Here is a 22,399-nt window from a genome sequence, read left to right on the forward strand (position 1 = left end):
AAGCTTGGTTCAGTAGATCAGGAAAGGAGCGTTATCATTGCTTTATTCGCAATACCGGTGGAACACACCGAATATCGATTTGGAGGCGGCTGCGGGACTCTCGCAGGCGCTTTCCGTTTCATCACTTGTTGGACGTTTGCTGGTCAGTCGGGGGGTTCATAATGAATCAGAGGCAGAACAATTTCTGCATCCTGATCTGAATCAGATGCATGATCCTTATCTGCTTCTAGGCATGAAAGAAGCTGTGCCCCGAATCCAGCAGGCTATTGAGCGTGAAGAACATATTTTAATATATGGGGACTACGATGCGGACGGAGTATCCAGTACATCTCTGATGATCCATCTGATGCGTTATCTCGGTGCTTCTTATGATATCTATATTCCTCATCGTTCCAATGAAGGCTACGGGTTACACAATCACGCCTTGGATTGGGCTCATCAACAAGGAGTCACGCTGGTGATTACGGTAGATACCGGAATCAGTGCGGTAGAGCAGATTGCTTATGCTGCAACACTGGGAATGGAAGTCATTGTGACGGATCATCATGAACCACCTGAAGTTTTGCCTGAGGCTTATACACTCATTAATCCCAAGCTTCCGGACTGTCCTTACCCTTTTAAAGGGTTAGCTGGTGCGGGTGTAGCGCTGAAGCTGGCTCAGGCATTGATCGGAGAAGTGCCTGGAGAATGGATGGAAATTGCCGCTATTGGTACGGTTGCCGATTTGATGCCTTTGGAAGGCGAGAACCGGGTTATCGTCAGTTATGGTGTTGAGTCCATGCGAGGTACACGTCTGCCTGGTGTAAGTGCTCTGCTTGAAATTAGTGGTGTGGATCAAACTCAGGTCACCTCAATCAATATTGCCTTTGCAATGGCTCCGCGTATTAATGCAAGTGGACGTCTGGATCATGCTGGCAGAGCAGTATCGCTGCTTACAACCGAGGATCTGGATGAGGCACACACTCTGGCAGGCCAACTGGACTTGCTGAATCGTGAAAGGCAACAGGTTGTTGAGGGTATACTTCTGGAAGCGACAACCCAGTTGGAGCAGAAAATCCAGCTTAATTCCGGAGCAGTGCCGGACGTCATCGTTTTGGCGGGAGAAGGCTGGAATGTTGGAGTTGTAGGTATCGTAGCTTCCAAGTTACTTGAACGGTATTATCGGCCAACGCTTATCCTGGGCATTGACCCGGAGAGCGGCGCTTGTAAAGGCTCAGCACGCTCCATAGAGGGGCTGGACATCTATGAGGCATTAACTGCTTGCAAACACACGATGGACCATTATGGTGGTCATCCAGCTGCAGCAGGCATGAGCCTTCATCGTGATCAACTTAAAGAGCTGGAAGCAGGATTGAATGAGTTTGCGGCATCCGTGCTGACAGAGGAGGACTTTGTGCCCCATCGTCTTGCAGATGACGAATGCAGAATCAGTGATGTACCATTGCAGGTCATTCAAGAGATCGACAGACTCCAGCCGTTTGGCATGAGTAATCCTTCTCCACGTTTTGTATTGCGCAATGTGACTGTCAAAGAAACACGGACGATGGGACGGGAAAAACGTCATCTGAAATTGGTTTTGGAGCAGGATGGTCAGCAATTGGAGACGGTAGCCTTTGGCAAGGGAGCTTTAGCTGAGTTTCTGCCTCCAGGCTCCATCATTGATGTTATGGGCGAGTTGTCCGTTAATGAGTGGAACGGGATGAGGAAACCACAATTAATGCTGCAGGACATCCAGGTTCCACATGCGCAAGTGTTTGATTTGCGAGGTAGTACGGAGCCTCTGAACGCGATGAAGCAGTTCTTGAGTTCGCTTGAAATACATCTACGATACAAGTCAGGCTCAATTGGTGCCATCGTTCGGAAAGAAACGAATGTTTCCGAGGGAAATTCATTGTATGAACCGTGCCTTTGGGTATATGATAGAAAGGTCGGTTTGTTTCCGTGCAATGCTGCCGCGCAGCATTATGGGCAGGAACAGGTCCGGACGTTATTTGTGTTTGATACGCCGGAAACCCCGGAACAACTTGATGCAATGCTGGCTTTATTCAGCGGAGCCGAGAATATCATCCTTCTGCACGGATCAGGCAACCGCCGAGATCGCCTTCAGATGCCCTCCAGAGAACTCTTCAAGCGTATTTATATGCTGGTGTCCAAATGGAGAGCTGAACCCGTGGAGGAACAAGAGATCACTCCTGTGCTCAGTCGTCAGTGTGGCTGCTCGCCGCGCATGATTACCATGATGTTGGATGTTTTTGAGGAGTTATCGTTCATTACCCGAGAAGCTGGAAAGATTGTGTTTGTGGATAACCCACCCAAGCGTGAGCTAACCGCTTCGCGTCATTATCAGGCGCTGGAGAGCATGGCCGAGACAGAGCAGGTGATGCTGGATGCATCGACCCCTCAGCTGACACAATGGATGATATCCCGGATGAAGGGCGTATCTTAGATAGAAGTTGTGCTATTTATTTTAGGAGGAGATTATTTTGGATTTTAAAGATTATATTCGTGTCATTCCTGACTTTCCACAACCGGGAATCAGCTTCAAAGACATTACGACATTGTTGAAGGATGGAGAAATGTACCGCAAGGCGATCAATGAGCTGAAAGTAATGGTTTCGGATCTCAAAATTGACGTTATTGCCGGACCTGAAGCACGTGGATTCGTTGTGGGCGCTCCTCTGGCGTACGCTCTGGGTGTCGGTTTTGCTCCGATCCGTAAAAGCGGAAAATTGCCTGGAGAGACGATCGAAGTCGGTTATGATCTTGAATATGGCAAAGATACGCTTGCTATGCATACAGATGCGATCGAAAAAGGACAAAATGTCCTGATTGCGGATGATCTGCTGGCGACAGGCGGAACTATTGCTACCTCCATTAACCTGATTGAACAATTGGGTGGCAAGATTGTAGGTGCAGCATTCCTGATTGAGCTGTCTGATTTGAATGGACGTGCAAAATTGCCAGGAATTGATGTATTTACATTGATGAACTACTAGAATTCCGGCATTCATTGCTGTTAAATCACGTGAACTGGATCTCCCGTTTCCCGGGAAATAATATACAGCATTAACTATTTGCAAAAAAAAGCCTGCCTCTCAACCCGTAAAGGTTAGAGAGCAGGCTTTTTGCGTTGTACGATGTATAAAATGAAGAATGAATAAACATTGTTCGTTCAGACCGATCGGCAAGAAATCAATCCGGAGTTTTCTCGGTTAAAGGCTGTTTCTCCGTTTGATCATTCGACCAACCCAGTACTTCAAATAATTTAAACAACAAGCTCAGCAGAATTCCGACGATGGTTGCCAGAGCCATTCCCTTGAGATGAATACCATAAAACGTGATTTCAGTACCACTAAGTCCGATGACGAGTACAAGGGTAGTTAGCAACAGGTTGGTCGGTTTGGCAAAATCCACTTTCTGTTCGACCAGAATACGCAAACCGGATGCCGCAATAACTCCGAACAGAAGCAAAGATACACCACCCATAACCGGAACGGGAATGTTAGCTATAAGTGCCGAGAACGTACCTGAGAACGAAAGTACAATTGCGATAACGGCAGCGCCGCCAATAACATACGTCGAGTAAACCCGGGTCAGAGCCATAACCCCAATATTCTCACCATAAGTAGTATTCGGAGTGGACCCTACAAAACCGGAAAGAATAGTTGAAACGCCGTTCCCAAGCAGGGAGCGATGCAGACCCGGGTCCTTGGACAGATCTTTGCCCACAATGCTGCTCGTTACAAGCAGATGTCCGATGTGCTCAACAATGACAACGAGTGCCACAGGCAAAATGGTGAATATGACAGACCAGTCAAATGTAGGTGTCGTTACTGTAGGCAGCGAGATAAAGTCAGCGTTCGCTATATTCTCGGTTTTTACCTCACCCATAAAGTATCCAAGCACGTAACCGGATACAATCCCGATTAGAATGTGAATGATCTTGGGGAACCCACGGAAGGTTACTGCACCAATAACAGTGATACCAAGAGTAACCATGGCTAAAATAATTGGTTTGGCTTGAGGTACCCAGTCTGGGTTCTCAGCAGGGTTTGAATTGATCAGCCCAGCCATTCCGGCTGCTACAGGGACAAGCTCGAGACCGATTAGGGCAACAATGGCACCCATAACCGCAGGCGGGAAAACCACGTTAATCCAGCCTGTTCCCGCATACTTGATGATAAGAGCTACAATGCAGAAAATAACTCCCGTTACGATGAACGCTCCAAGTGCCATGGAGTATCCGTTATCAGGGTGTGCTATTAATACGGAAGAAACAGGTGCGATAAAAGCAAAGCTTGATCCAAGATAGGCCGGAATCTTTCCTTTACACATGAGTATGTACAACAATGTTCCAATACCGTTCATAAGCAAGATCATACTTGGATCGACACCGAACAGGTTCGGCACGAGTACCGTACTGCCAAACATGGCGAACAAATGCTGGAGACTCAGCAGCGACCCTGAGCCAAGCGGCATTTTTTGATTAACCTGAATTTCACGTTGCAATGAATATTCATCTCCTTTTTTCCGAAACACAAATCTTCAATATAGTACAGAGTTTCTCTTCATTTAGCAATAACATTTTTCCACTAAGCATGGCGGAAGCATTTTTATTTTGAGAATTGATCCTTCTATTTCGGCAAATAACGGTAATAATACATAGTAAATGAGGATGATTTCCGACCTCTGTTGAATATCTGGCAGCATCTTTGAGGAATGACACATATCGTATAAAAAAATTGAATATGTGCTCTTATTCGTCAGTAGTTGACGGGAAACGGGCGAAGCGTCATAATTATAGGAAATTACTTTTACGGGGAACCTGTGTTGATATTATGTCACGGGTTCCATTTTGTATAGAAAGGACACGGAACAGATCAGAATGGGCATAGAGCAATTACTCGAGAAGGCCGGGGCATATATCAAAGAACCCGATCTGGTGCGCATACGTGAAGCTTACGAATTTGCTGATCAGGCCCACCATGGACAGACGCGAAAATCGGGAGAACCGTATATTCTGCATCCGCTTGCGGTTGCCGATATTGTTGTAAACATGCAGATGGACACCATCTCCATAATTGCAGCGCTTCTTCATGATGTAGTAGAGGATACTACGGTTTCACTTGAAGAAATCCGCAATCATTTCGGCAATACGTGTGCCATGCTTGTTGACGGCTTGACGAAGCTGGAACGTATTCAGTTTCGCTCCAAGGAAGAACAGCAGAACGAGAACTACCGCAAAATGTTCATCGCCATGGCGCAGGACATCCGTGTCATCGTGATCAAATTGGCTGACCGTCTGCATAATATGCGGACACTCAAGTTTCAGTCGGAAGAAAGCCAACGACGGATTTCATATGAAACGTTGGAGATTTTCTGTCCGATTGCGAACCGTCTGGGTATCTCTGCGATCAAATGGGAAATGGAGGACATCGCCCTCCGTTATTTGAATCCGCAGCAATATTACCGAATTGCAAACCTGATGCACAAAAAGCGTGCGGAACGTGAGCAATATATTGATACGGTTATGGACGGTATTACAAGCAAGCTGGATGAGATGGGAATTCAGGCAGATCTGTCGGGACGTCCTAAGCACATCTACAGCGTGTTCAAAAAAATGACAACGAAAAACAAACAGTTTAACGAGATATATGATCTGCTTGCGATTCGTATTATTGTGGATAACATCAAGGACTGTTATGCTACCCTCGGAATTATACACACGTTATGGAAACCGATGCCTGGACGTTTCAAAGACTATATCGCGATGCCGAAGGCGAATATGTATCAATCGCTGCATACCACGGTCGTAGGTCCGAATGGGGAACCGACTGAAGTTCAAATTCGGACATGGGATATGCACCGCACCGCTGAATTCGGTATTGCTGCCCACTGGGCCTACAAGGAAGGCGCTGCGAACGGAAACGGAAATAATTTTGAAGATAAAATTACGTTTTTCCGCGAGATTCTTGAACTTCAAAATGAAGCGCAGGATGCGTCTGAATTTGTAGAATCGCTTAAAATGGATTTCTTCTCGGATCTGGTGTTTGTATTCACGCCAAAAGGTGAAGTTATCGAATTGCCTACTGGATCTGTTCCATTGGATTTTGCATATAGAATCCATACAGAGGTGGGTAATCGGACGATTGGTGCCAAAGTAAATGGTCGTATCGTTCCACTCGATTATCATCTTAAGACAGGCGATATCATTGAAATTTTGACGTCCAAACATTCTTACGGACCGAGCCAGGACTGGCTTAAAATTGCTAAATCCTCTCACGCACGAGCGAAGATCAAGCAATGGTTCAAGAAGGAACGGCGGGAAGAAAACGTTGAAAAAGGACGCGACAGTTGTGAACGTGAACTCAAGCGCATGGGACTTGATCCATCTGCTTGGATGACGGACGATAAGTTGCAGGAAGCAGCCAAAAAGTATGCCTTCAATGATATTGAGGATATGCTCGCAGCTGTTGGATTCGGTGGTATTACGGCTGCACAGATCGTGACCAAAGCAACGGAGAAACTTCGCAAGGAGCAGGAAGAATCCAGCTTGCTTGAGCTGAACTCCGAGATGCGTGAGCTGAAGCCTGCACCTGAGCGCAAAAACCGTCCGACGAATGGCATCCGTGTCAAAGGTATAGACAATTTGCTTGTACGTTTTGCGCGCTGCTGTAACCCTGTACCAGGGGATGCTATTATCGGGTATGTTACACGTGGACGTGGGGTTTCGGTGCATCGAACGGACTGTCCAAATATCCCGTCCAGTACGGATGGGGAAGAAGCAGCTCGCGTCATTGAAGTCGAGTGGGAAGAGAATATTGAAGCCAACTACAGTGTAGATATTGAGATTACGGGCCATGATCGCAACGGCTTGCTCAATGAAGTGCTTCAGGCTGTTTCGGAAAGTAAAACCAATATATCTGCCGTCACCGGACGTACAGATAAAAATAAATTAGCATTGGTGCACGTTACAATTCTGATTCGTAATACGGAGCATCTGCATTCGGTTGTGGAACGGATCAAACGAGTGAAAGATGTCTATTCTGTGCATCGGATTATGCAGTAAGGAGCCTGTAAGATGAGGGTGCTTGTACAACGCTGTAAAGAGGCTCAGGTGACCGTTGGAGAAGAACTGACGGGAAGAATTGAATCCGGATTGATGTTGCTCGTGGGAATTACACATGAGGACACGGAGAAGGATGCCATATATTTGGCAGACAAAATCGCTGGTCTTCGTATCTTTGAAGATGAGCAGGAAAAGATGAATCTCAGTCTGATCGATGTGGGCGGGGCTGTATTATCTGTCTCACAATTTACATTGTACGGAGATTGTCGCAAAGGAAAACGCCCAAGCTTTGCAGCTGCAGCCAGACCTGAAGCGGCAGAATTGTTGTATGAAACGTTTAATCAGCTGTTACGTGATAAAGGAATTCAGGTGGAAACCGGACGTTTCGGAGCGATGATGGATGTGACTTTCACGAATTGGGGACCGGTGACTTTAATGCTCGAAAGCCCTATTCGTCAAGAAACACATGCATAATTGGTTGGGGAACAGGCCATAATGAGGGATAATTCGGTTCATTAACATAAGATGATCAAAGGAGTATCCCACCCATTATGCGCCAATCCGTCAAGGAAACACGTTCCCGAATAGAACCTTTGCTTCTGCCTGGAAACCTGTATGAGTCCCTGAAGCTTGCCCGCGCTGCTGCCGAGTGTACAACAACGGTTTGGGCCCTTCAGGATTCGGACAAAGGGGAGCAGAGCCGTCTTCCGCGTGACTGAGTGCTGACCATTTGGAATGAATGAAAAGTCTTGATTCGATCATCGAATCAGGACTTTTTTTGTTATGGAACTTAACTGTAGCTGAATCAGATGGTCTGATCAAAGTCAAAATAATACAGGCTCGTCATGTTATAAACGGCTCTGGTTAGGGTAATAACAGAACGAGGCACGATGGCGTGCCAGGTTCAGTATTTATTACGGGCAATGAACAAGAAATGTACACCAACAATTTCTGCGAATACCCGATTTCAAGAAATTTCGAACACGGAAAGGAGAACATACGTTATGAGTAAAGTTGCTTTTTTATTGGCGAATGATTTTGAAGATTCGGAAATGCAGGTTCCATATGATGAGGTGAAAAAAGCCGGACACGACGTGGAAATTATCGGCTTGAAAGCAGGAGAGACGCTGAAAGGTAAAGGTGGTAAAGCCTCCTATACTTCGGACAAAGCGATCGCTGAGGTCTCGGCTTCGGATTACGACGCAGTTGTCATTCCTGGTGGATCTTCTCCTGAAAATTTGCGTACAGACGCACATATCCTGAAATTCGTAACGGAGATCAACAGTGCGAAGAAACCTATCGCGGCGATCTGCCACGGTCCGCAAATTCTGGCAAGTGCGAATCTGTTGAAAGGCCGTACGATTACATCCTATCCACCGCTCAAGGATGATATGGTGAACGCAGGGGCAGAATTCAAGGATCATGAAGCTGTTGTAGATGGAAATTATATTACATCCCGTACGCCTGCCGATGAACCGGCATTTGTCCGCGAGTTGTTAAAAGTCATTTAATGACTTGGGGCGGACCGTACGATAATGTGATTACTGATTAAAATGAAGATTGAAGCTCAAAGCTTCTAAGTTTTCGTTACACCAATGCATTTATTCCGATAAAGGAGGGTTTGACATGACAAAACATATTCAGGCGTATTTTCGGACCGAGGACGAGGCAGAGGGGGCAAGAACCTCACTTCAGACGTTCCGTACAGAGCATTTGGAGGTAGGGCAACTGGATAGCGCGGTTGGCAGAGACAAACGGATTATGGTACCTCTGGTGCCTTATAACACAGCGGGTGGCGTAGGAACCAATGGAGCCATGGGAGTGGGTGCAGCACCTGGGGTTCCCGCCAGCGAAAATGTAATCCCGGTCGTCAGCAATGTGGATCGTGATACCGAGCGAGGTACCCGAGATAATGTTAATGGGGATGGCAATCTGTTGGATGCTGCGGATGTGTCCTCGGCTGACTATGACGATCTGCATTATGTTTTGTCTGCCAAAGTAAGGGATGAGGATTATGAGGAAATCGTTCATAAACTTCGTTCCAACCAAGCTTATGTGGAAGAATTGAATTAATATGTGTATGAAGCCCTTGCAGGGTCTGACTTCCATGTCAGGGCCATCTGCAGGGGCTTTTATAATGGAGAAAACAACAAATTATAAAGCGCTATCATTTTTGTAATATTACTGTAATATTAGTTACATAAGCCTTTAACATAGCCCGTTTATAATAACACACATGACCCCCTTTTTTTATATATCCTTTGAGCCTGCACACCGTGTGCAGGTTTTTTTTTTGAAATGAGAATTTATATGTTTTGTGCGAAGCTTACCCCTTATTTAATTTTTTTGCTAGAATAGAGAAATGGGTTAATGTATTTTAAAGCGCATTGTTTTCATAGTTGGGCTATATTGGACGGTAAATCAAGCTTCCAGCGATTGGGCTCAGGCAAATCCAATCCTATGGTCGAGAGTATGAGGAATTCATCGCCAGAGTGATTGTTATATTCTAGATGAACATATACTCGCTGAAACGGCCCCGCGTTTATATAAGGGCGACAACCGTTTCTGCTTGATGCTAGAAATTGTAAGTTATATAGAATGCCTCGTTTGAGAAATGACACCTATAATGCTAAAGCAACAGTGTTCTCATGCGAATGGCTAGTGACAGATTTAAGGGGGAATTAGTTTTGAGTAAGGTTGGAAGAAATGATTTATGCCCGTGCGGAAGCGGGAAAAAATATAAGAAATGCTGTTTGGGCAAGGAGCCTTCTGCGGTAGAATCCATACTGGGGCTGATATCAACGGAGCAGCATGTCCAGGAAGCCTCGATTCAGCCTGAGAGCAAACTGACCTTGACCAAACTGAAAAAGATGGTGGAGCGCGAACTGAATTGGGAGCATCCGGCTCACGAACAGCTGGCCCTGCAGCTTATTGAGAACATGAGGAACCATTACGAGCGGGAGTTGATATTGGAAGCTCTGGTGCTATGGAATGGCTATTCCCGTCAGACCCGCCCTACTGTGAAGAAGACAGGCTCGTTCTTTGCTGCAATCGAGTACTTGCTGTCTGAGGAATACGGCTTCAATGTTTCGAAGGCTGAGCTGTCAGATAAATATGAGGTAACGACATCAACGATCTCCCGAAAGGTTAAGGAGATGTTCGAATACATCGAAGAATACGGCATGGGTGGCGAAACGGACGAGCTAATGATTCTGAACAGCCCAGATACATCGAAGGACAAAGCGCAGGCTCTGCTACATAAGGCGATGGAAGCCAGTTCTTCCAAACGCAGAATACAGCTGGCGAAAACGGCCCTGGAGATGTATTCTGACAGCTCTGATGCATATCGTATTCTGGCTGAGGAATCGGACAATGAGTCTGATGCACGAGCTTACCTCAAGGCCGGAATCGCTGCTGGCGAACGCGAATTGGGCGAACTGTTTTTTGAGAAGAACAAGGGGGACTTCTGGGCGCTTCATGAGACTCGTCCATATATCCGGATATGCAAAAGCTACGCCGAATCCTGCTGGTTTGGTGGAGATACCAACGAAGCGGCACAAATCTTGGAGCATATTTTGGAGCTTAATACGGAAGACAATACCGGAGCGCGTTACCTGCTCGCTGCTGTGTATTTGTACAGCAACCAATTGGAGCAGGCAGAGCAACTGATGGAGAAGTATGGGAAAGATGACGCTGCAGCCGCCTTTGCCTATGACCAGATCATTCTGGAGTATAAGAAGAACGGAATCACCTCCCAGCTCAAAATGCTGTACCGTGTGGCCCGGGGTGTGAACAACCATGTGCCTGATTATCTGCTGGGTTTGAAGCAGCTGCCGTATAACCTCCCTGATTTTGTCGGGATGGGCAATTCCGACGAAGCGATTGAATATGTCATTATGCACTCCCGTCTATGGGCGAATGTTCCGGATCTGCTGAAGTGGATGCTGAAACAATAGAGATATAAGAAGGCAATAGAAGTTGGAATTCATTTGATGAGTCCAGCTTCTATTAACCTTGATTTCTGTGGACTTAGCATCCCGTACGACGTGTGAGAATTTTTTTCTAGTGCTATCTTTTTGTGTTAGCCCTTGACTTTAGCACTGCGGTTCATTACAATCAGAAAATAAATTAACTTTAAACGTTATATAATAACTTTAAACGATATAACTTGATGATTTGATGACGGGACCAAGTACTCCGTGCCCACATGAACAGAGAAGAATCCCTTGGCTGTAAGGATTCTCTTGATGAGCGGACGAATGACTTCCCCGAGAACAGACAGCGAACACATTAGATTTACATCTGATGGCTATTAGCTGGCCTGCGCAGGGCGTGCGTTATACGTAGAGCGGAATGATCTGTTTGATCGGCTTGCCTGGAGCAACCTTAGATCATTACATGATCACCTGAACGGCGAAAGTGTCAGGGATTCCGGAATGTGGGTGGTACCACGGGTGAATGTGTAAACACAATCCCTCGTCCCTTTGTCTGCTGTTTATACAGCGACAGGGCGAGGGATTTTTTTGATATACAGAGAAAAATAGATGCTGGAGGGATGAAAGATGGCTTTTCAAAAACCGACTGGAACGCAAGACTTGCTGCCTGGTGTTGTGGAAAAGTGGCAGTTCGTAGAGGAAAAAGCGCGTGATCTGTGTCGCCGTTTTAATTACCGAGAGATTCGCACACCGATCTTCGAACAGACTTCTTTATTTGTACGTGGCGTTGGGGAAACAACCGATATTGTTGAAAAAGAAATGTACACATTCAATGATAAAGGGGATCGCAGCATGACCCTTCGTCCGGAGGGGACAGCGGGTGTTGTCCGCGCTTATGTGGAAAATAAAATTTATGGCGAACCGGATGTGAGCAAGCTCTATTACATTGGTCCGATGTTCCGTTATGAACGTCCGCAAGCAGGTCGCCAACGTCAGTTCCACCAGTTCGGTGTAGAAGCTATCGGTGCCCTTGATCCAGCGATCGATGCTGAAGTCATTGCGCTTGGGTATCAACTGTGTGTGGAACTGGGATTGAAAGATGTCAAAGTCGAGATCAACTCGGTGGGTAACCCAACTAGCCGTGCAGAATATCGCGAAAAATTGCTTGGATTCCTCAGACCGATGAAGGACAGCCTGTGCAAGGACTGCCAATCCCGGATGGAACGTAATCCGCTGCGTGTGCTCGACTGCAAAGTTGATCAGGACAAATTCGTAGGGGCACCGTCCATACTGGATAGCCTAGATGAAGAATCATTGAACCACTTTGCCAAGCTGAAAGAGTATCTGGATGATTTTGGCGTAGATTACGCGGTGAACAATCGCTTGGTACGTGGCTTGGATTACTACACATTGACTGCTTTTGAACTGAAAGCTCAAGGCATTGGCGCGATTGATACAGTCGGCGGTGGCGGCAGATACAACGGCCTCGTTGGAGATATCGGCGGACCTGATCAGCCGGGCATCGGCTTCGGTATTGGTCTGGAACGCATTCAACTGATTCTGGAGCACCAAAATATTGAGGTTACTACACTGGCGCCACTGGATGTATATTTTGTTGCTCTCGGTGAAGCTGCCGATCGTGAAGTCAACCGTCAGCTGTTTAAGCTTCGTCAATCCGGTCTGTCTGGTGAACGCGACTATCTCGGTCGCAAGATGAAAGCCCAGATGAAATCTGCTGACCGTTTCAAAGCCCGTTACACTGCCATTCTGGGTGATGATGAACTGGAGCGCGGGGAAATTGGCCTGAAGTCCATGGATACAGGTGAACAACAAACAGTGAAGCTGGATGATCTGGTATCAGCTATACGCGGAAGTAAATAAGCACGAGTTTGACTGTAAAATAGTAACAATTGATCCGGCAAAATTACGGAGGTTCACCAATGTTTCCGAATAATCGGAAGTTGGCGAGTCAGAGGTAGCATGCCTTTTCGAATAAATCGTCTTCACGCAACCGCACTGTTGAAAAGCGGGCTCTGCCCGCCCATACAGAACGGAAATTCACATAAGAGGAGTTTGGTTATGAAAAGAAGTCATCATTGCGGCGCATTAACACCCGCACACATCGGTGAGACCGTAACATTGAACGGCTGGGTACAGACCCGCCGTGACCTGGGGGGCGTACTGTTTATCGATCTGCGTGACCGCAGCGGAATTGTACAAGTTGTTTTCAACCCGGCTTACTCTGGCGAAGCATTGCAAATCGCTGACAGAGTGCGGAGCGAGTACGTTATCGCAGTAACGGGTAAAGTGGTTAAACGTGACGAAGAGACCGTAAACAAAAACCTGCCTACAGGTGAAATCGAAGTGCAAATTACCGAGATTGAAGTACTGAACGCGGCAAAAACACCTCCATTCTTCATCGAAGATGGTGTGGAAGTCGACGAGTCGCTTCGTTTGAAATATCGTTACCTGGACTTGCGTCGTCCGGAAATGTTTGAAACATTGAAATTGCGTTCCAAAGCATCCAAAGTGTTCCGTGATTATCTGGATGGAGAAGAATTCGTTGAAGTAGAAACACCAATCCTGACCAAGAGCTCCCCGGAAGGTGCGCGTGATTATCTCGTACCAAGCCGTGTGCATGAAGGTGAATTCTTCGCCCTGCCGCAATCCCCGCAAATTTACAAACAATTGCTTATGGTCGGCGGACTTGAGCGTTACTATCAGATCGCTCGTTGTTTCCGTGATGAAGATTTGCGTGCGGACCGTCAACCGGAATTCACCCAAGTCGACATCGAGACTTCCTTCCTGCAACAGGATGACCTGCTGCCAATGATGGAAGAACTGATGGCCAAATTGCTGCGTGAAACGAAAGGTATTGAGCTGGAACTGCCTTTCCAACGGATTACGTATGCAGATGCTATGGGCAAATACGGTTCAGACAAACCGGATCTGCGCTTTGGTATGGAACTGGTTGAAATGAACGATATCGTAGCGAACAGTGGTGTGAAAGTATTTGCTTCTGTCATTGAAAAAGGTGGAGAAGTGAAAGTATTGAACGCCAAAGGCTGTGGTACATGGAGCCGTAAAGAAATCGATGACCTCGGACCATTTGCAGCGCGTTACGGTGCAAAAGGATTGGCATGGATTCAAGTCAAAGATGGCGAGTTCAAAGGGCCAATCGTGAAGTTCTTTACGCCAGAAGAGATCGAAGCAGTCAAAGAACGTACTGGCGCTGAAGAAGGCGACTTGTTGCTCTTCTCTGCTGACACCAAAAAAGTGGTTGCAGATGTACTGGGCGCACTTCGTCTGAAAATCGGTCGTCAACTGGGCTTGATCGATGACAGCAAATTCAAATTTGCATGGGTTGTGGACTTCCCATTGCTCGGGTACGATGAAGATGCGAAACGTTATGTAGCAGAACACCATCCATTCACACGTCCTAAAGACGAAGATGTACATCTTTTTGATACAGATCCGGGTGCTATTCGCGCTCAAGCCTATGACCTCGTTCTGAATGGTTATGAAGTGGGCGGCGGTTCGATGCGTATCTACAAACGTGATGTTCAAGAAAAAATGTTCGCTGCTCTGGGACTTTCTCCGGAAGTGGCCAACGAGAAATTCGGATATCTGCTCGAAGCATTTGAATATGGAACGCCACCACACGGCGGAATCGCTTTTGGTCTCGACCGTCTGGTGATGCTGCTGGCAGGTCGCACGAATCTGCGTGAAACGATTGCCTTCCCGAAAACGGCAAGTGCAACGGATCTGCTCATGAATGCACCTTCTGAAGTGGATAACTCCCAATTGGAACAACTTCACATCCGCGTAGCCCGTAAACCGGTGGCGGAAAAGAAATAAAGGAGGCATCGATTCTCAATGCTCCATCAATTTTCAAGAACAGAACTGGCAATTGGACCTGAAGGTCTGAACGCTTTGAAAAATAGTACAGTAGCTGTGCTCGGCATCGGCGGCGTGGGCGGTATTGCAGTGGAAGCTCTCGCCCGTAGCGGTGTTGGACGTATCATTCTGATTGATAAAGACGTGGTAGACATCACCAACATCAATCGTCAGATTCATGCTTTGACCACGACCGTTGGTCAGAAAAAAGCAGACCTGATGGTGGAACGGGTGAAGCTCATCAATCCAGAGTGCGACGCGATTGCACTGAATATGTTTTACACGGAAGAAACGTATGAGGAATTGTTCAAGTATGAGCTGGATTATGTGTTGGATGCTTCCGACACGATCATTTACAAAATCCACCTTATCAAGGAATGCCTGAAACGTAAGATTCCGGTCATTTCCAGCATGGGTGCGGCAAACAAAATGGACCCGACGAAATTCCAGGTTGCGGACATTTCGAAAACGACCATGGACCCGATTGCTCGTGTTGTCCGTACGACACTTCGCAAAGACGGTATTAAAAAAGGTGTGAAAGTGGTCTTTTCAACCGAAAAGCCGCTCAAACCACGCGAAGATGTAACACAGAAAATCGTTCCTGAGAATGCGCCGGAAATTCGCAAGGCCAAACAGCCACCAGCGAGTAACGCCTTTGTTCCTCCGGTAGCCGGACTGATCATGGTCAGTGTGGTCGTCAAGGAACTGATCGAAATTGTAGAGAATAAACAGCAGTAATCTGTTGTGAAGGAAAAGCGTAGGTGCCGACAAGGTACCTGCGCTTTTTTTGCATGCGCAAAACCTTAACAAATGTCAGGGTTACGTGATGTACTTCAATCCCAAAAGCGTGTATGATATGTGGTGCTGTGCGAAATGATGGTAACTGATAACTACATTTGTTCGGCTTACATAGAGAGAGGGGAACGGAACGAATGAAACAAGGATGGATGACCAGACGACTTGGCCTGGAGCCGGGAGACCAGTGGAAGAAGGAAATTGTGGCGGGGGCCATTTCCTATTTTGCCGTGGTGTACATCGTAATGGTCAATGCAACAATTCTGGCCGATGCCGGAATGCCGCTACAGGCGGCAATGGTGGGTACACTGCTGACGTCCATCGCAGGTTGTTTGCTGATGGCATTTGGCGGTAAGTCGCCGATTATCGTTGTACCTGGCATGGGTATCAATGCATTTTTCACCTACACACTCGTACATTCGATGAAATTGAGCTGGCAGGAAGCCTTGGCGGTTGTATCCGTCACCGGTGTGCTGTTTGCGGTCGTAGCTTTTACATCGTTATATAAAATAATTAGTGAGGCCATTCCGAAAAACCTGCAGCATGGCATTACGGTGGGGATTGGCTTGTTCCTGACGTTTATTGGTTTGCAAAAAAGCGGAATCGTCATCGCACATCAGACCACATTCGTGGCGATCGGACATTTTAATGATCCTGGAGTGATCACCGCCTGTGTCACTCTTGTGATCGCCTTGATTTTATTTATACGCAATGTACAAGGCGGGCTTCTGATCAGTATTTTGGCGGGAACAGGACTAGCTTATGTGCTTGGTGCTGTAAAACCAGGTGATCCTGTGTCTGCCACAGAAGCACTGCATCAATACGGCGGTTTGTTTGCCCAGCTGTCCTTCGCAAACTTGTTGGATCTATCGTTCTGGATTGCTGTATTTCTGTTGTTGCTGATTGTTGTATTTGAGAACATCGGCCTGATCACAGCCCAAACCCATCTTATTGGTCGCCCCCAAAGGTTTAAAGGCAGTTTGCGAGCGCTGTCGATCTCGAATATTTTTGCTGGAATTTTTGGCAGCAGCCCTACTGTAGCTGCGGCGGAGACAACAGCGGGCATAGCAGCAGGTGGGCGGACAGGCTTGACTCCACTGGTTACCGCAGTGCTGTTTGGTGCAACGTTCTTCTTTATTCCGCTGTTGGGTTATATTCCGGACAGTGCTATTGCACCGATTTTGATCATTATTGGCGGCTTGATGGTACAAAGTGTGAAGGATATGGATTTCAGTGATTTCACGGAAGCTTTTCCGGCTTTTTTGATCATGGTCATGATTCCATTTACGTATAGCATCGTGGACGGTATGGCATTTGGATTCATTGCGTATCCGGTGGCGAAGCTGGCGGCGGGTCAGGGCAAACAGGTGCCTAAAGTCATGTATGGCATTGCCATCCTGTTTTTGGCCAATTTCGTGCTGCATGGGATATTGTAAAACGAATATAAACTAAACTATCGGCAGTTATGGCTAGCTACACCGCTATAAACAAAACCTAATTTAAATCTACACGTATGATCAAGGGTAAGCTGAAACAGAACGGGAGGAACGAGAATGGAAGAACAGCAGCACTCTAAGTCAAATTCTAATGAGACAAAAGTAGGGAAAAAAGGATTCAAGGATTTTGTCAAACTTATCGCTTCCACGAACCCGCCAAAAGTAATTCTGTTCCTGGCACTCATCCTGACTTTGATACAAACGGCAGCCGGATTAATTGTACCCTTGATGACCAAAGGTCTCATTGACGGGCTGACCACATCAGCACTGAATAAATCGGTTATTTTCCTGCTGCTCGGGGCGTTTGTTATTCAAGCCATCGCTTCAGGTATCAGTATTTATATGTTGAATTACGCCGGACAGCGTGTGGTGGCTACCCTTCGTAACAAGCTGTGGAATAAGGTATTGTCCTTGCGCATGCCGTATTTCGACCGTAATCGAACAGGAGATACGATGAGCCGGATTACGAATGATACCAGTCAGATTATGACACTGATTGCCGATTATCTTGTGTCATTTGTCTCCAACATCGTTGCAGTGATTGGTGGTGTAGCGCTGCTCTTTTATTTGGATTGGGTGATGTCACTCATCATTTTGAGCCTGGTGCCGCTGACAATGTTGATTCTCTTGCCAGTGGGAAGAAAAATGTACAAAATCTCCAAGAAACAGCAGGATGAGATGGCTGGGCTTACCTCTGTGCTCAGTCAGGTTATAAGTGAGATTCGCCTGGTGAAAGCTTATGGAACCGAGAAGCAAGAATCCGAAGCAGGAGATTCCCGAATACGCAAAATGTTTGCGTTTGGCTTGCAGGAAGCTCGCATTCTTGCGTTGATCGGACCGCTTTTTACCTTTGTCATGACCGCTGTACTTGTGGTTATTCTGGGGGTGGGAGGCATGCGTGTAGCATCAGGGATTTTATCACCGGGAGAGCTGGTTGCGTTTATTTTGCTACTCTTCCAGGTCATCATGCCAATGGGACAATTTACGACTCTATATTCACGTTTGCAAAAGGTAGTTGGGGCAACTGAACGCATTCAGGCTATTCTTGCGAACGAGGAAGAACCGGATGACAGCACGAAACATGCTCCTCCAGGTAATGAGGTGATTGAATTTCACAATGTACATTTTTCGTATGTTACAGGTGAAGAAGTGTTGCATGGGATTCATCTAACCGTTCCAACTCGCAAGGTGACAGCCATTGTCGGTCCCAGCGGTAGCGGCAAATCAACACTGTTCTCTTTGCTGGAGCAGTTCTATATGCCCGATGCAGGCCATATTTCGTATGGGGGACAAGCGATAACGGAATATTCTTTGTCATCCTGGCGCAGCAAGATCGGATATGTATCTCAGGAAAGTCCACTTATGGCGGGTACGATCAAAGACAACATCACTTACGGTCTGGATCGCGAAGTAACGATGGAGGAGATCAGAACAGCGGCAGAGATGGCGTATTCGGCAGACTTTATCGACAAATTGCCTCAAGGTTATGATACAGAAGTTGGAGAACGGGGGATCAAATTGTCAGGTGGGCAGCGTCAGCGGATTGCCATTGCACGAGCGCTGCTACGAAGTCCAGACATTCTGATGCTGGATGAAGCAACTTCCAGTTTGGACAGTACTTCGGAATACGAAGTGCAGCAGGCCTTGTCCAATTTGATGGAGGGCCGAACCACAATTGTTATTGCCCATCGGTTATCTACCGTTGTCGACTCCGATCAAATTGTCGTTTTGGAGCACGGACATGTTACGGGAACGGGAACGCATACGGAGTTGATCAGTACCCATCCGGTATACCGCGAACTGGCGCAAAAACAGTTTGTATCCCAGGAGGAAGAAGGCATGGGGGCCAGTAGCGGTAAAATACGAAGCGAAAAGTAACGCTGGTTATATTAAAGAAGGATTTTCGTAATTACCTACTCAGGTAATTCAACGGAAGTCCTTTTTTATTTTTTTTAATTCCTCATATTGACAGTAAGACCAACATACTCTATATTATGGATACCGACCGTTGGTATGAATAAGGAGGAACTTATGGCCAGAAATAAATACCCTGAGCAGACACTGGACCTGATTCTGGCAGTCTCAACTCAAATGTTTACCGAAAAGGGATATGAAAAGACTAGTATTCAAGACATTATAGATAAATTAGGTATGTCCAAAGGTGCAATATATCATCATTTCAAGTCCAAGGAGGATATCCTTAGTGCAGTGATGGAGAAGGAGCTTGGGCGGGCAGAAGACATGTTTATGGAACTCATCCAGAACACGCATGCTCCGAATGCCAGACAGAAGCTCATCAGTATTTTGGAAAATATTATCGTTGATCCTGGAATTCAGTCTAACTCAATTGATCAAGTTCTAAGCACTCAGATCAAGAATCCACAGTTTGTACTTGGTGGAATCAGGAAGGGTGTTCTAAAAGACGCACGAATTATTGCCAATATCATGGAGCAAGGCAAGAGTGATGGATCGATTTCTGTCGAATATCCGCTGGAGTGCGCTGAAATCTTCATGCTGCTCGTTAATATCTGGATTAACCCTCTCCTTTTTGGACGGGATCAGGCACAGACGCTGGAAAGACTTAGATTTTTACAGCATATGATGAGACTTTTGGGCGCGGATATCGTAAGTGAACAGCTTATTCAACGTATTACCAATCGGCATGCCAGCACGGGAGGCTATGTGGAATGAGTGGGAAGGGCTTAATTGTAGAAATGGAAGGTATCTCTAGATCTTTTGGAGAGAGAGAAGTCATTCGAAACTGTACGATGAACTTGCCGGAGGGCAGTATCTATGGCTTTTTGGGACCAAACGGAGCTGGGAAAACCACGGTGATGAAAATATTGACTGGTTTACTAAAGCAGAGCAGCGGTCATGCCAAAGTACTTGGAATGGATGTATCGACTCACCGGGATGAGATGCTAGGACAGGTGGGAAGTTTGATAGAAGTACCCATTTTTTTTGAACATCTGTCAGCAAAGGAAAATTTACAGATTCATCTCGCTTATATGGATAAAGATGATAACAATGTGATGGAATTCTTGGAAATGGTAGGGCTCGAACAGACAGGTAGCCAAGCGGTCTCTACGTTTTCGTTAGGAATGCGCCAGCGTCTTGCTATTGCCAGAGCAGTCATTCACAAACCTAAGCTCTTGATACTGGATGAGCCGATTAACGGACTAGATCCCTTGGCTATTCGGGAAATGAGGGCATTATTTAAACGTTTTGTCAACGAATTTGGTATGTCTATCTTGATCTCCAGTCACATTATTTCAGAACTGGAACAAGTGGCTGATATTATTGGAATCATTGTTAATGGTTCAATTATCCGTGAGATGCATATGACTGAAATCCGTGCAAAGTTTCCAAATGGATTGGAGGAATACTTTTTTGAAGTGACGAGTGGAGGGACAGAAATTGCATAAACTTATCCGTCTGGAGCTGAAAAGGCACAGAATGAACGTGTACGCAAAAGCAAGTGCAGCGGTGACCCTGGGTTTAATCGCTTTTGTTTATTTTATTGCTTACGTGGCCCAGGTTGAGAAAGAGGCAGACTTTCAAACGTACCCCAACATACTCTTGTTTACTTCTATTATTAGCATGATTTGTTTTTCTGTATTAGCTTCAGTCATGTATTCCCGAATAGTGATCGAAGAGTATTCTGGAAATCGTTTGACGTTGTTGTTTACGTATCCTGTAAATCGGAAAAAGATGTTGCTCGCCAAAGTGATCCTTGTTTCAAGCTTCTCAACGATTGCGATGATCGGAGGGAACTTGCTGGCGTTATTCATTTTTGCCATGACAGAATCTGTAGCTCCCATTGTAAATGACAAAATGTCTTTAAATCTGGTGTTATCGATGATATTAACTATTGTCATTCTCTCCATTAGTGCGAGTGTTTGCAGTCTAGCCGCCATGCGTATCGGATTCGTTCGCAAATCTGTGCCGTCTGCTATCGTTTCTGCTTTGCTTCTATGTGCACTTATTGGGAATCTCGTGATTGGTAGTGCCCAAAATCAGCTTCTTCTGTTTTTCCTGGCATTAATAATGATTGCGCTGGGGGTGTTTATCGTCATGGAATTGATGAATCGCATCCATACGATGGAGACAGAATGATCTTGTGGTGTGAAGGCAAAGAAAGGGGAGAAGAAAAGTGTTGAAAAGCAGTGAACTTAGCCTCTGCAAAACGATAGATGTGGATCAACCCATCGATGATATTGATTTGGATTGGTTGTCAGGCGATATTCATGTACTTTTGGGTGAAGATGAATTGATTCACGTCATGCAGTATGCCGATAAGCGTTATTCCGAGCGAAAGTTGATGCAACCAAGTATTAACGGCAATAAATTAAGTATTGTAGATGGACGGAAAAAAATAGGTTTCATTGGGTTTAATATCGGCCGGACCGCTTTAGAGCTGCACGTCCCTCGTCGTGTTTTAAATTCCATTCTAGTGAAAACAACAGGTGGTCAGCTTGCGATGAATGGGATTCAAGCTAGCCGCTGTCAATGTAAAGTCACATCAGGCAGTTTAACGTTGTCCGGAAACATGGAAAAGCTTGAGGTATACGCGACCGCCTCAGATTTCTATGCAAATAATGTAAAAGCAAATAGATTCACTCTCCACTCCAGTTCATCCAAGGTCGAGATTACAGGAGAATTTCAACATGTGGAATCGAAGACTACGGGGAGGGGGCTTCATATGGATTGTCTTCAAACTCCAAATAGTTTCCATTCTATATCCACTGGAATGAAGGCCGTAGTATGCATTCCAGATCAAGAAGGCTTTGAAGTGCAGCTGAACGAAAGATCAGGCACATTAAAAAGTGATTTTGAACTGACTCCTTTACAGGGTGAACGTAACCGATTCTCATACAAAAATGGAAAAAGGCAATTTCAAATTGATATTCGTGGGGGATCCTTTCATTTAAAGAGAAGGTAACTGAATAATCCCATGAAAATGAAGGAGGCATGCAAATGGCAGGCTGGATTGTTGGCATAACCTTTTCCTCTATTGTACTAATCATAGGAGTCTATGGTGTATTAAATAGCAAACGCAGGCGTGTCAGGAATAAATGGGCTTGGTGGTTCATTTTGTTCGGTTGCTGTGCACTTGTCAGTGCAGTGATTAATTATCAATTCAAATAGCTTTAATCCTGCAACAAAGGGGGAGTTCGTATCTTATTAGGTTTTAATCGAAATTTCAA

Annotated in this window: 19 protein-coding genes; 18 read left to right on the forward strand and 1 reads right to left on the reverse strand. The window is 46.0% G+C overall.

Annotation, left to right across the window (positions count from 1 at the left end):
• Positions 1-37 precede the first annotated feature (37 nt).
• On the forward strand, positions 38-2,446 hold the full coding sequence (recJ, locus tag A6049_RS27860; RefSeq protein WP_063567709.1) for a single-stranded-DNA-specific exonuclease RecJ: 2,409 nt from the start codon (positions 38-40) through the stop codon (positions 2,444-2,446).
• Positions 2,447-2,483: 37 nt separating this feature from the next.
• On the forward strand, positions 2,484-2,996 hold the full coding sequence (locus A6049_RS27865) for an adenine phosphoribosyltransferase (protein WP_024633046.1): 513 nt from the start codon (positions 2,484-2,486) through the stop codon (positions 2,994-2,996).
• A gap of 196 nt (positions 2,997-3,192) precedes the next feature.
• On the opposite strand, the gene uraA is transcribed toward A6049_RS27865, so the two are convergent.
• Positions 3,193-4,509 carry a uracil permease gene (uraA, locus tag A6049_RS27870; protein WP_063567710.1) on the reverse strand — a complete coding sequence of 439 codons (1,317 nt, stop codon included), beginning with the start codon at positions 4,507-4,509 and terminating at the stop codon, positions 3,193-3,195.
• A 376-nt stretch (positions 4,510-4,885) separates the two neighbouring features.
• Here uraA and A6049_RS27875 point away from each other — a divergent pair, with 376 nt between their 5' ends.
• The 16 genes from A6049_RS27875 to A6049_RS33580 all read left to right on the forward strand — a co-directional run bounded on the left by A6049_RS27875 (position 4,886) and on the right by A6049_RS33580 (position 22,340).
• Complete coding sequence (locus tag A6049_RS27875; RefSeq protein ID WP_063567711.1) at positions 4,886-7,069, forward strand: RelA/SpoT family protein; 2,184 nt, start codon at positions 4,886-4,888, stop codon at positions 7,067-7,069.
• Positions 7,070-7,081: 12 nt separating this feature from the next.
• Positions 7,082-7,543, forward strand: a complete 462-nt coding sequence (dtd, locus tag A6049_RS27880) for a D-aminoacyl-tRNA deacylase (RefSeq protein ID WP_063567712.1) — start codon at positions 7,082-7,084, stop codon at positions 7,541-7,543.
• 77 nt (positions 7,544-7,620) lie between these two features.
• Positions 7,621-7,788 carry a hypothetical protein gene (locus tag A6049_RS33430; RefSeq protein WP_157258400.1) on the forward strand — a complete coding sequence of 56 codons (168 nt, stop codon included), beginning with the start codon at positions 7,621-7,623 and terminating at the stop codon, positions 7,786-7,788.
• 285 nt (positions 7,789-8,073) lie between these two features.
• Entirely contained in the window at positions 8,074-8,580 is a 507-nt protein-coding gene (locus tag A6049_RS27885) for a type 1 glutamine amidotransferase domain-containing protein (protein ID WP_053779112.1), read from the forward strand.
• A 115-nt stretch (positions 8,581-8,695) separates the two neighbouring features.
• A complete protein-coding gene (locus tag A6049_RS27890) occupies positions 8,696-9,142 on the forward strand; it encodes a hypothetical protein (protein ID WP_063567713.1) in 447 nt (148 codons plus the stop codon).
• A gap of 614 nt (positions 9,143-9,756) precedes the next feature.
• Positions 9,757-11,025, forward strand: a complete 1,269-nt coding sequence (locus A6049_RS27895) for an SEC-C metal-binding domain-containing protein (RefSeq protein ID WP_063567714.1) — start codon at positions 9,757-9,759, stop codon at positions 11,023-11,025.
• 606 nt (positions 11,026-11,631) lie between these two features.
• Positions 11,632-12,885: a histidine--tRNA ligase gene (gene hisS, locus A6049_RS27900; protein ID WP_063567715.1), complete on the forward strand. Its 1,254-nt coding sequence runs from the start codon at positions 11,632-11,634 to the stop codon at positions 12,883-12,885.
• A gap of 198 nt (positions 12,886-13,083) precedes the next feature.
• Positions 13,084-14,862: an aspartate--tRNA ligase gene (gene aspS / locus A6049_RS27905; protein ID WP_063567716.1), complete on the forward strand. Its 1,779-nt coding sequence runs from the start codon at positions 13,084-13,086 to the stop codon at positions 14,860-14,862.
• A gap of 18 nt (positions 14,863-14,880) precedes the next feature.
• On the forward strand, positions 14,881-15,639 hold the full coding sequence (locus A6049_RS27910; protein WP_063567717.1) for a tRNA threonylcarbamoyladenosine dehydratase: 759 nt from the start codon (positions 14,881-14,883) through the stop codon (positions 15,637-15,639).
• A 194-nt stretch (positions 15,640-15,833) separates the two neighbouring features.
• Positions 15,834-17,132: an NCS2 family permease gene (locus tag A6049_RS27915; RefSeq protein WP_063567718.1), complete on the forward strand. Its 1,299-nt coding sequence runs from the start codon at positions 15,834-15,836 to the stop codon at positions 17,130-17,132.
• A gap of 117 nt (positions 17,133-17,249) precedes the next feature.
• Positions 17,250-19,070: an ABC transporter ATP-binding protein gene (locus tag A6049_RS27920; protein WP_063567719.1), complete on the forward strand. Its 1,821-nt coding sequence runs from the start codon at positions 17,250-17,252 to the stop codon at positions 19,068-19,070.
• Positions 19,071-19,223: 153 nt separating this feature from the next.
• Positions 19,224-19,883 carry a TetR/AcrR family transcriptional regulator gene (locus A6049_RS27925; protein WP_063567720.1) on the forward strand — a complete coding sequence of 220 codons (660 nt, stop codon included), beginning with the start codon at positions 19,224-19,226 and terminating at the stop codon, positions 19,881-19,883.
• A complete protein-coding gene (locus A6049_RS27930) occupies positions 19,880-20,617 on the forward strand; it encodes an ABC transporter ATP-binding protein (protein ID WP_063567721.1) in 738 nt (245 codons plus the stop codon). The genes A6049_RS27925 and A6049_RS27930 overlap by 4 nt, the downstream gene beginning before the upstream one ends.
• On the forward strand, positions 20,610-21,308 hold the full coding sequence (locus A6049_RS27935; protein ID WP_063567722.1) for an ABC transporter permease: 699 nt from the start codon (positions 20,610-20,612) through the stop codon (positions 21,306-21,308). The genes A6049_RS27930 and A6049_RS27935 overlap by 8 nt, the downstream gene beginning before the upstream one ends.
• Positions 21,309-21,348: 40 nt before the next feature.
• Positions 21,349-22,134, forward strand: a complete 786-nt coding sequence (locus tag A6049_RS27940) for a DUF4097 family beta strand repeat-containing protein (protein WP_161490646.1) — start codon at positions 21,349-21,351, stop codon at positions 22,132-22,134.
• Positions 22,135-22,169: 35 nt separating this feature from the next.
• Positions 22,170-22,340: a hypothetical protein gene (locus A6049_RS33580; RefSeq protein WP_017686798.1), complete on the forward strand. Its 171-nt coding sequence runs from the start codon at positions 22,170-22,172 to the stop codon at positions 22,338-22,340.
• Positions 22,341-22,399: the final 59 nt, after the last annotated feature.

Origin of the sequence: Paenibacillus sp. O199 (genome assembly GCF_001636635.1) — a bacterium.
In the GTDB taxonomy this organism is placed as follows: Bacteria; Bacillota; Bacilli; order Paenibacillales; family Paenibacillaceae; genus Paenibacillus; species Paenibacillus marchantiae.

Coding starts and splice junctions, on each gene's coding strand:
- A6049_RS27925 (WP_063567720.1), top strand. CDS start 19,224: ATGGCCAGAAATAAATACCCTGAGCAGACACTGGACCTGATTCTGGCA.
- dtd (WP_063567712.1), top strand. CDS start 7,082: ATGAGGGTGCTTGTACAACGCTGTAAAGAGGCTCAGGTGACCGTTGGA.
- A6049_RS33430 (WP_157258400.1), top strand. CDS start 7,621: ATGCGCCAATCCGTCAAGGAAACACGTTCCCGAATAGAACCTTTGCTT.
- A6049_RS27930 (WP_063567721.1), top strand. CDS start 19,880: ATGAGTGGGAAGGGCTTAATTGTAGAAATGGAAGGTATCTCTAGATCT.
- A6049_RS27875 (WP_063567711.1), top strand. CDS start 4,886: ATGGGCATAGAGCAATTACTCGAGAAGGCCGGGGCATATATCAAAGAA.
- aspS (WP_063567716.1), top strand. CDS start 13,084: ATGAAAAGAAGTCATCATTGCGGCGCATTAACACCCGCACACATCGGT.
- A6049_RS27885 (WP_053779112.1), top strand. CDS start 8,074: ATGAGTAAAGTTGCTTTTTTATTGGCGAATGATTTTGAAGATTCGGAA.
- A6049_RS27915 (WP_063567718.1), top strand. CDS start 15,834: ATGAAACAAGGATGGATGACCAGACGACTTGGCCTGGAGCCGGGAGAC.
- A6049_RS27910 (WP_063567717.1), top strand. CDS start 14,881: ATGCTCCATCAATTTTCAAGAACAGAACTGGCAATTGGACCTGAAGGT.
- hisS (WP_063567715.1), top strand. CDS start 11,632: ATGGCTTTTCAAAAACCGACTGGAACGCAAGACTTGCTGCCTGGTGTT.
- A6049_RS27890 (WP_063567713.1), top strand. CDS start 8,696: ATGACAAAACATATTCAGGCGTATTTTCGGACCGAGGACGAGGCAGAG.
- A6049_RS33580 (WP_017686798.1), top strand. CDS start 22,170: ATGGCAGGCTGGATTGTTGGCATAACCTTTTCCTCTATTGTACTAATC.
- A6049_RS27920 (WP_063567719.1), top strand. CDS start 17,250: ATGGAAGAACAGCAGCACTCTAAGTCAAATTCTAATGAGACAAAAGTA.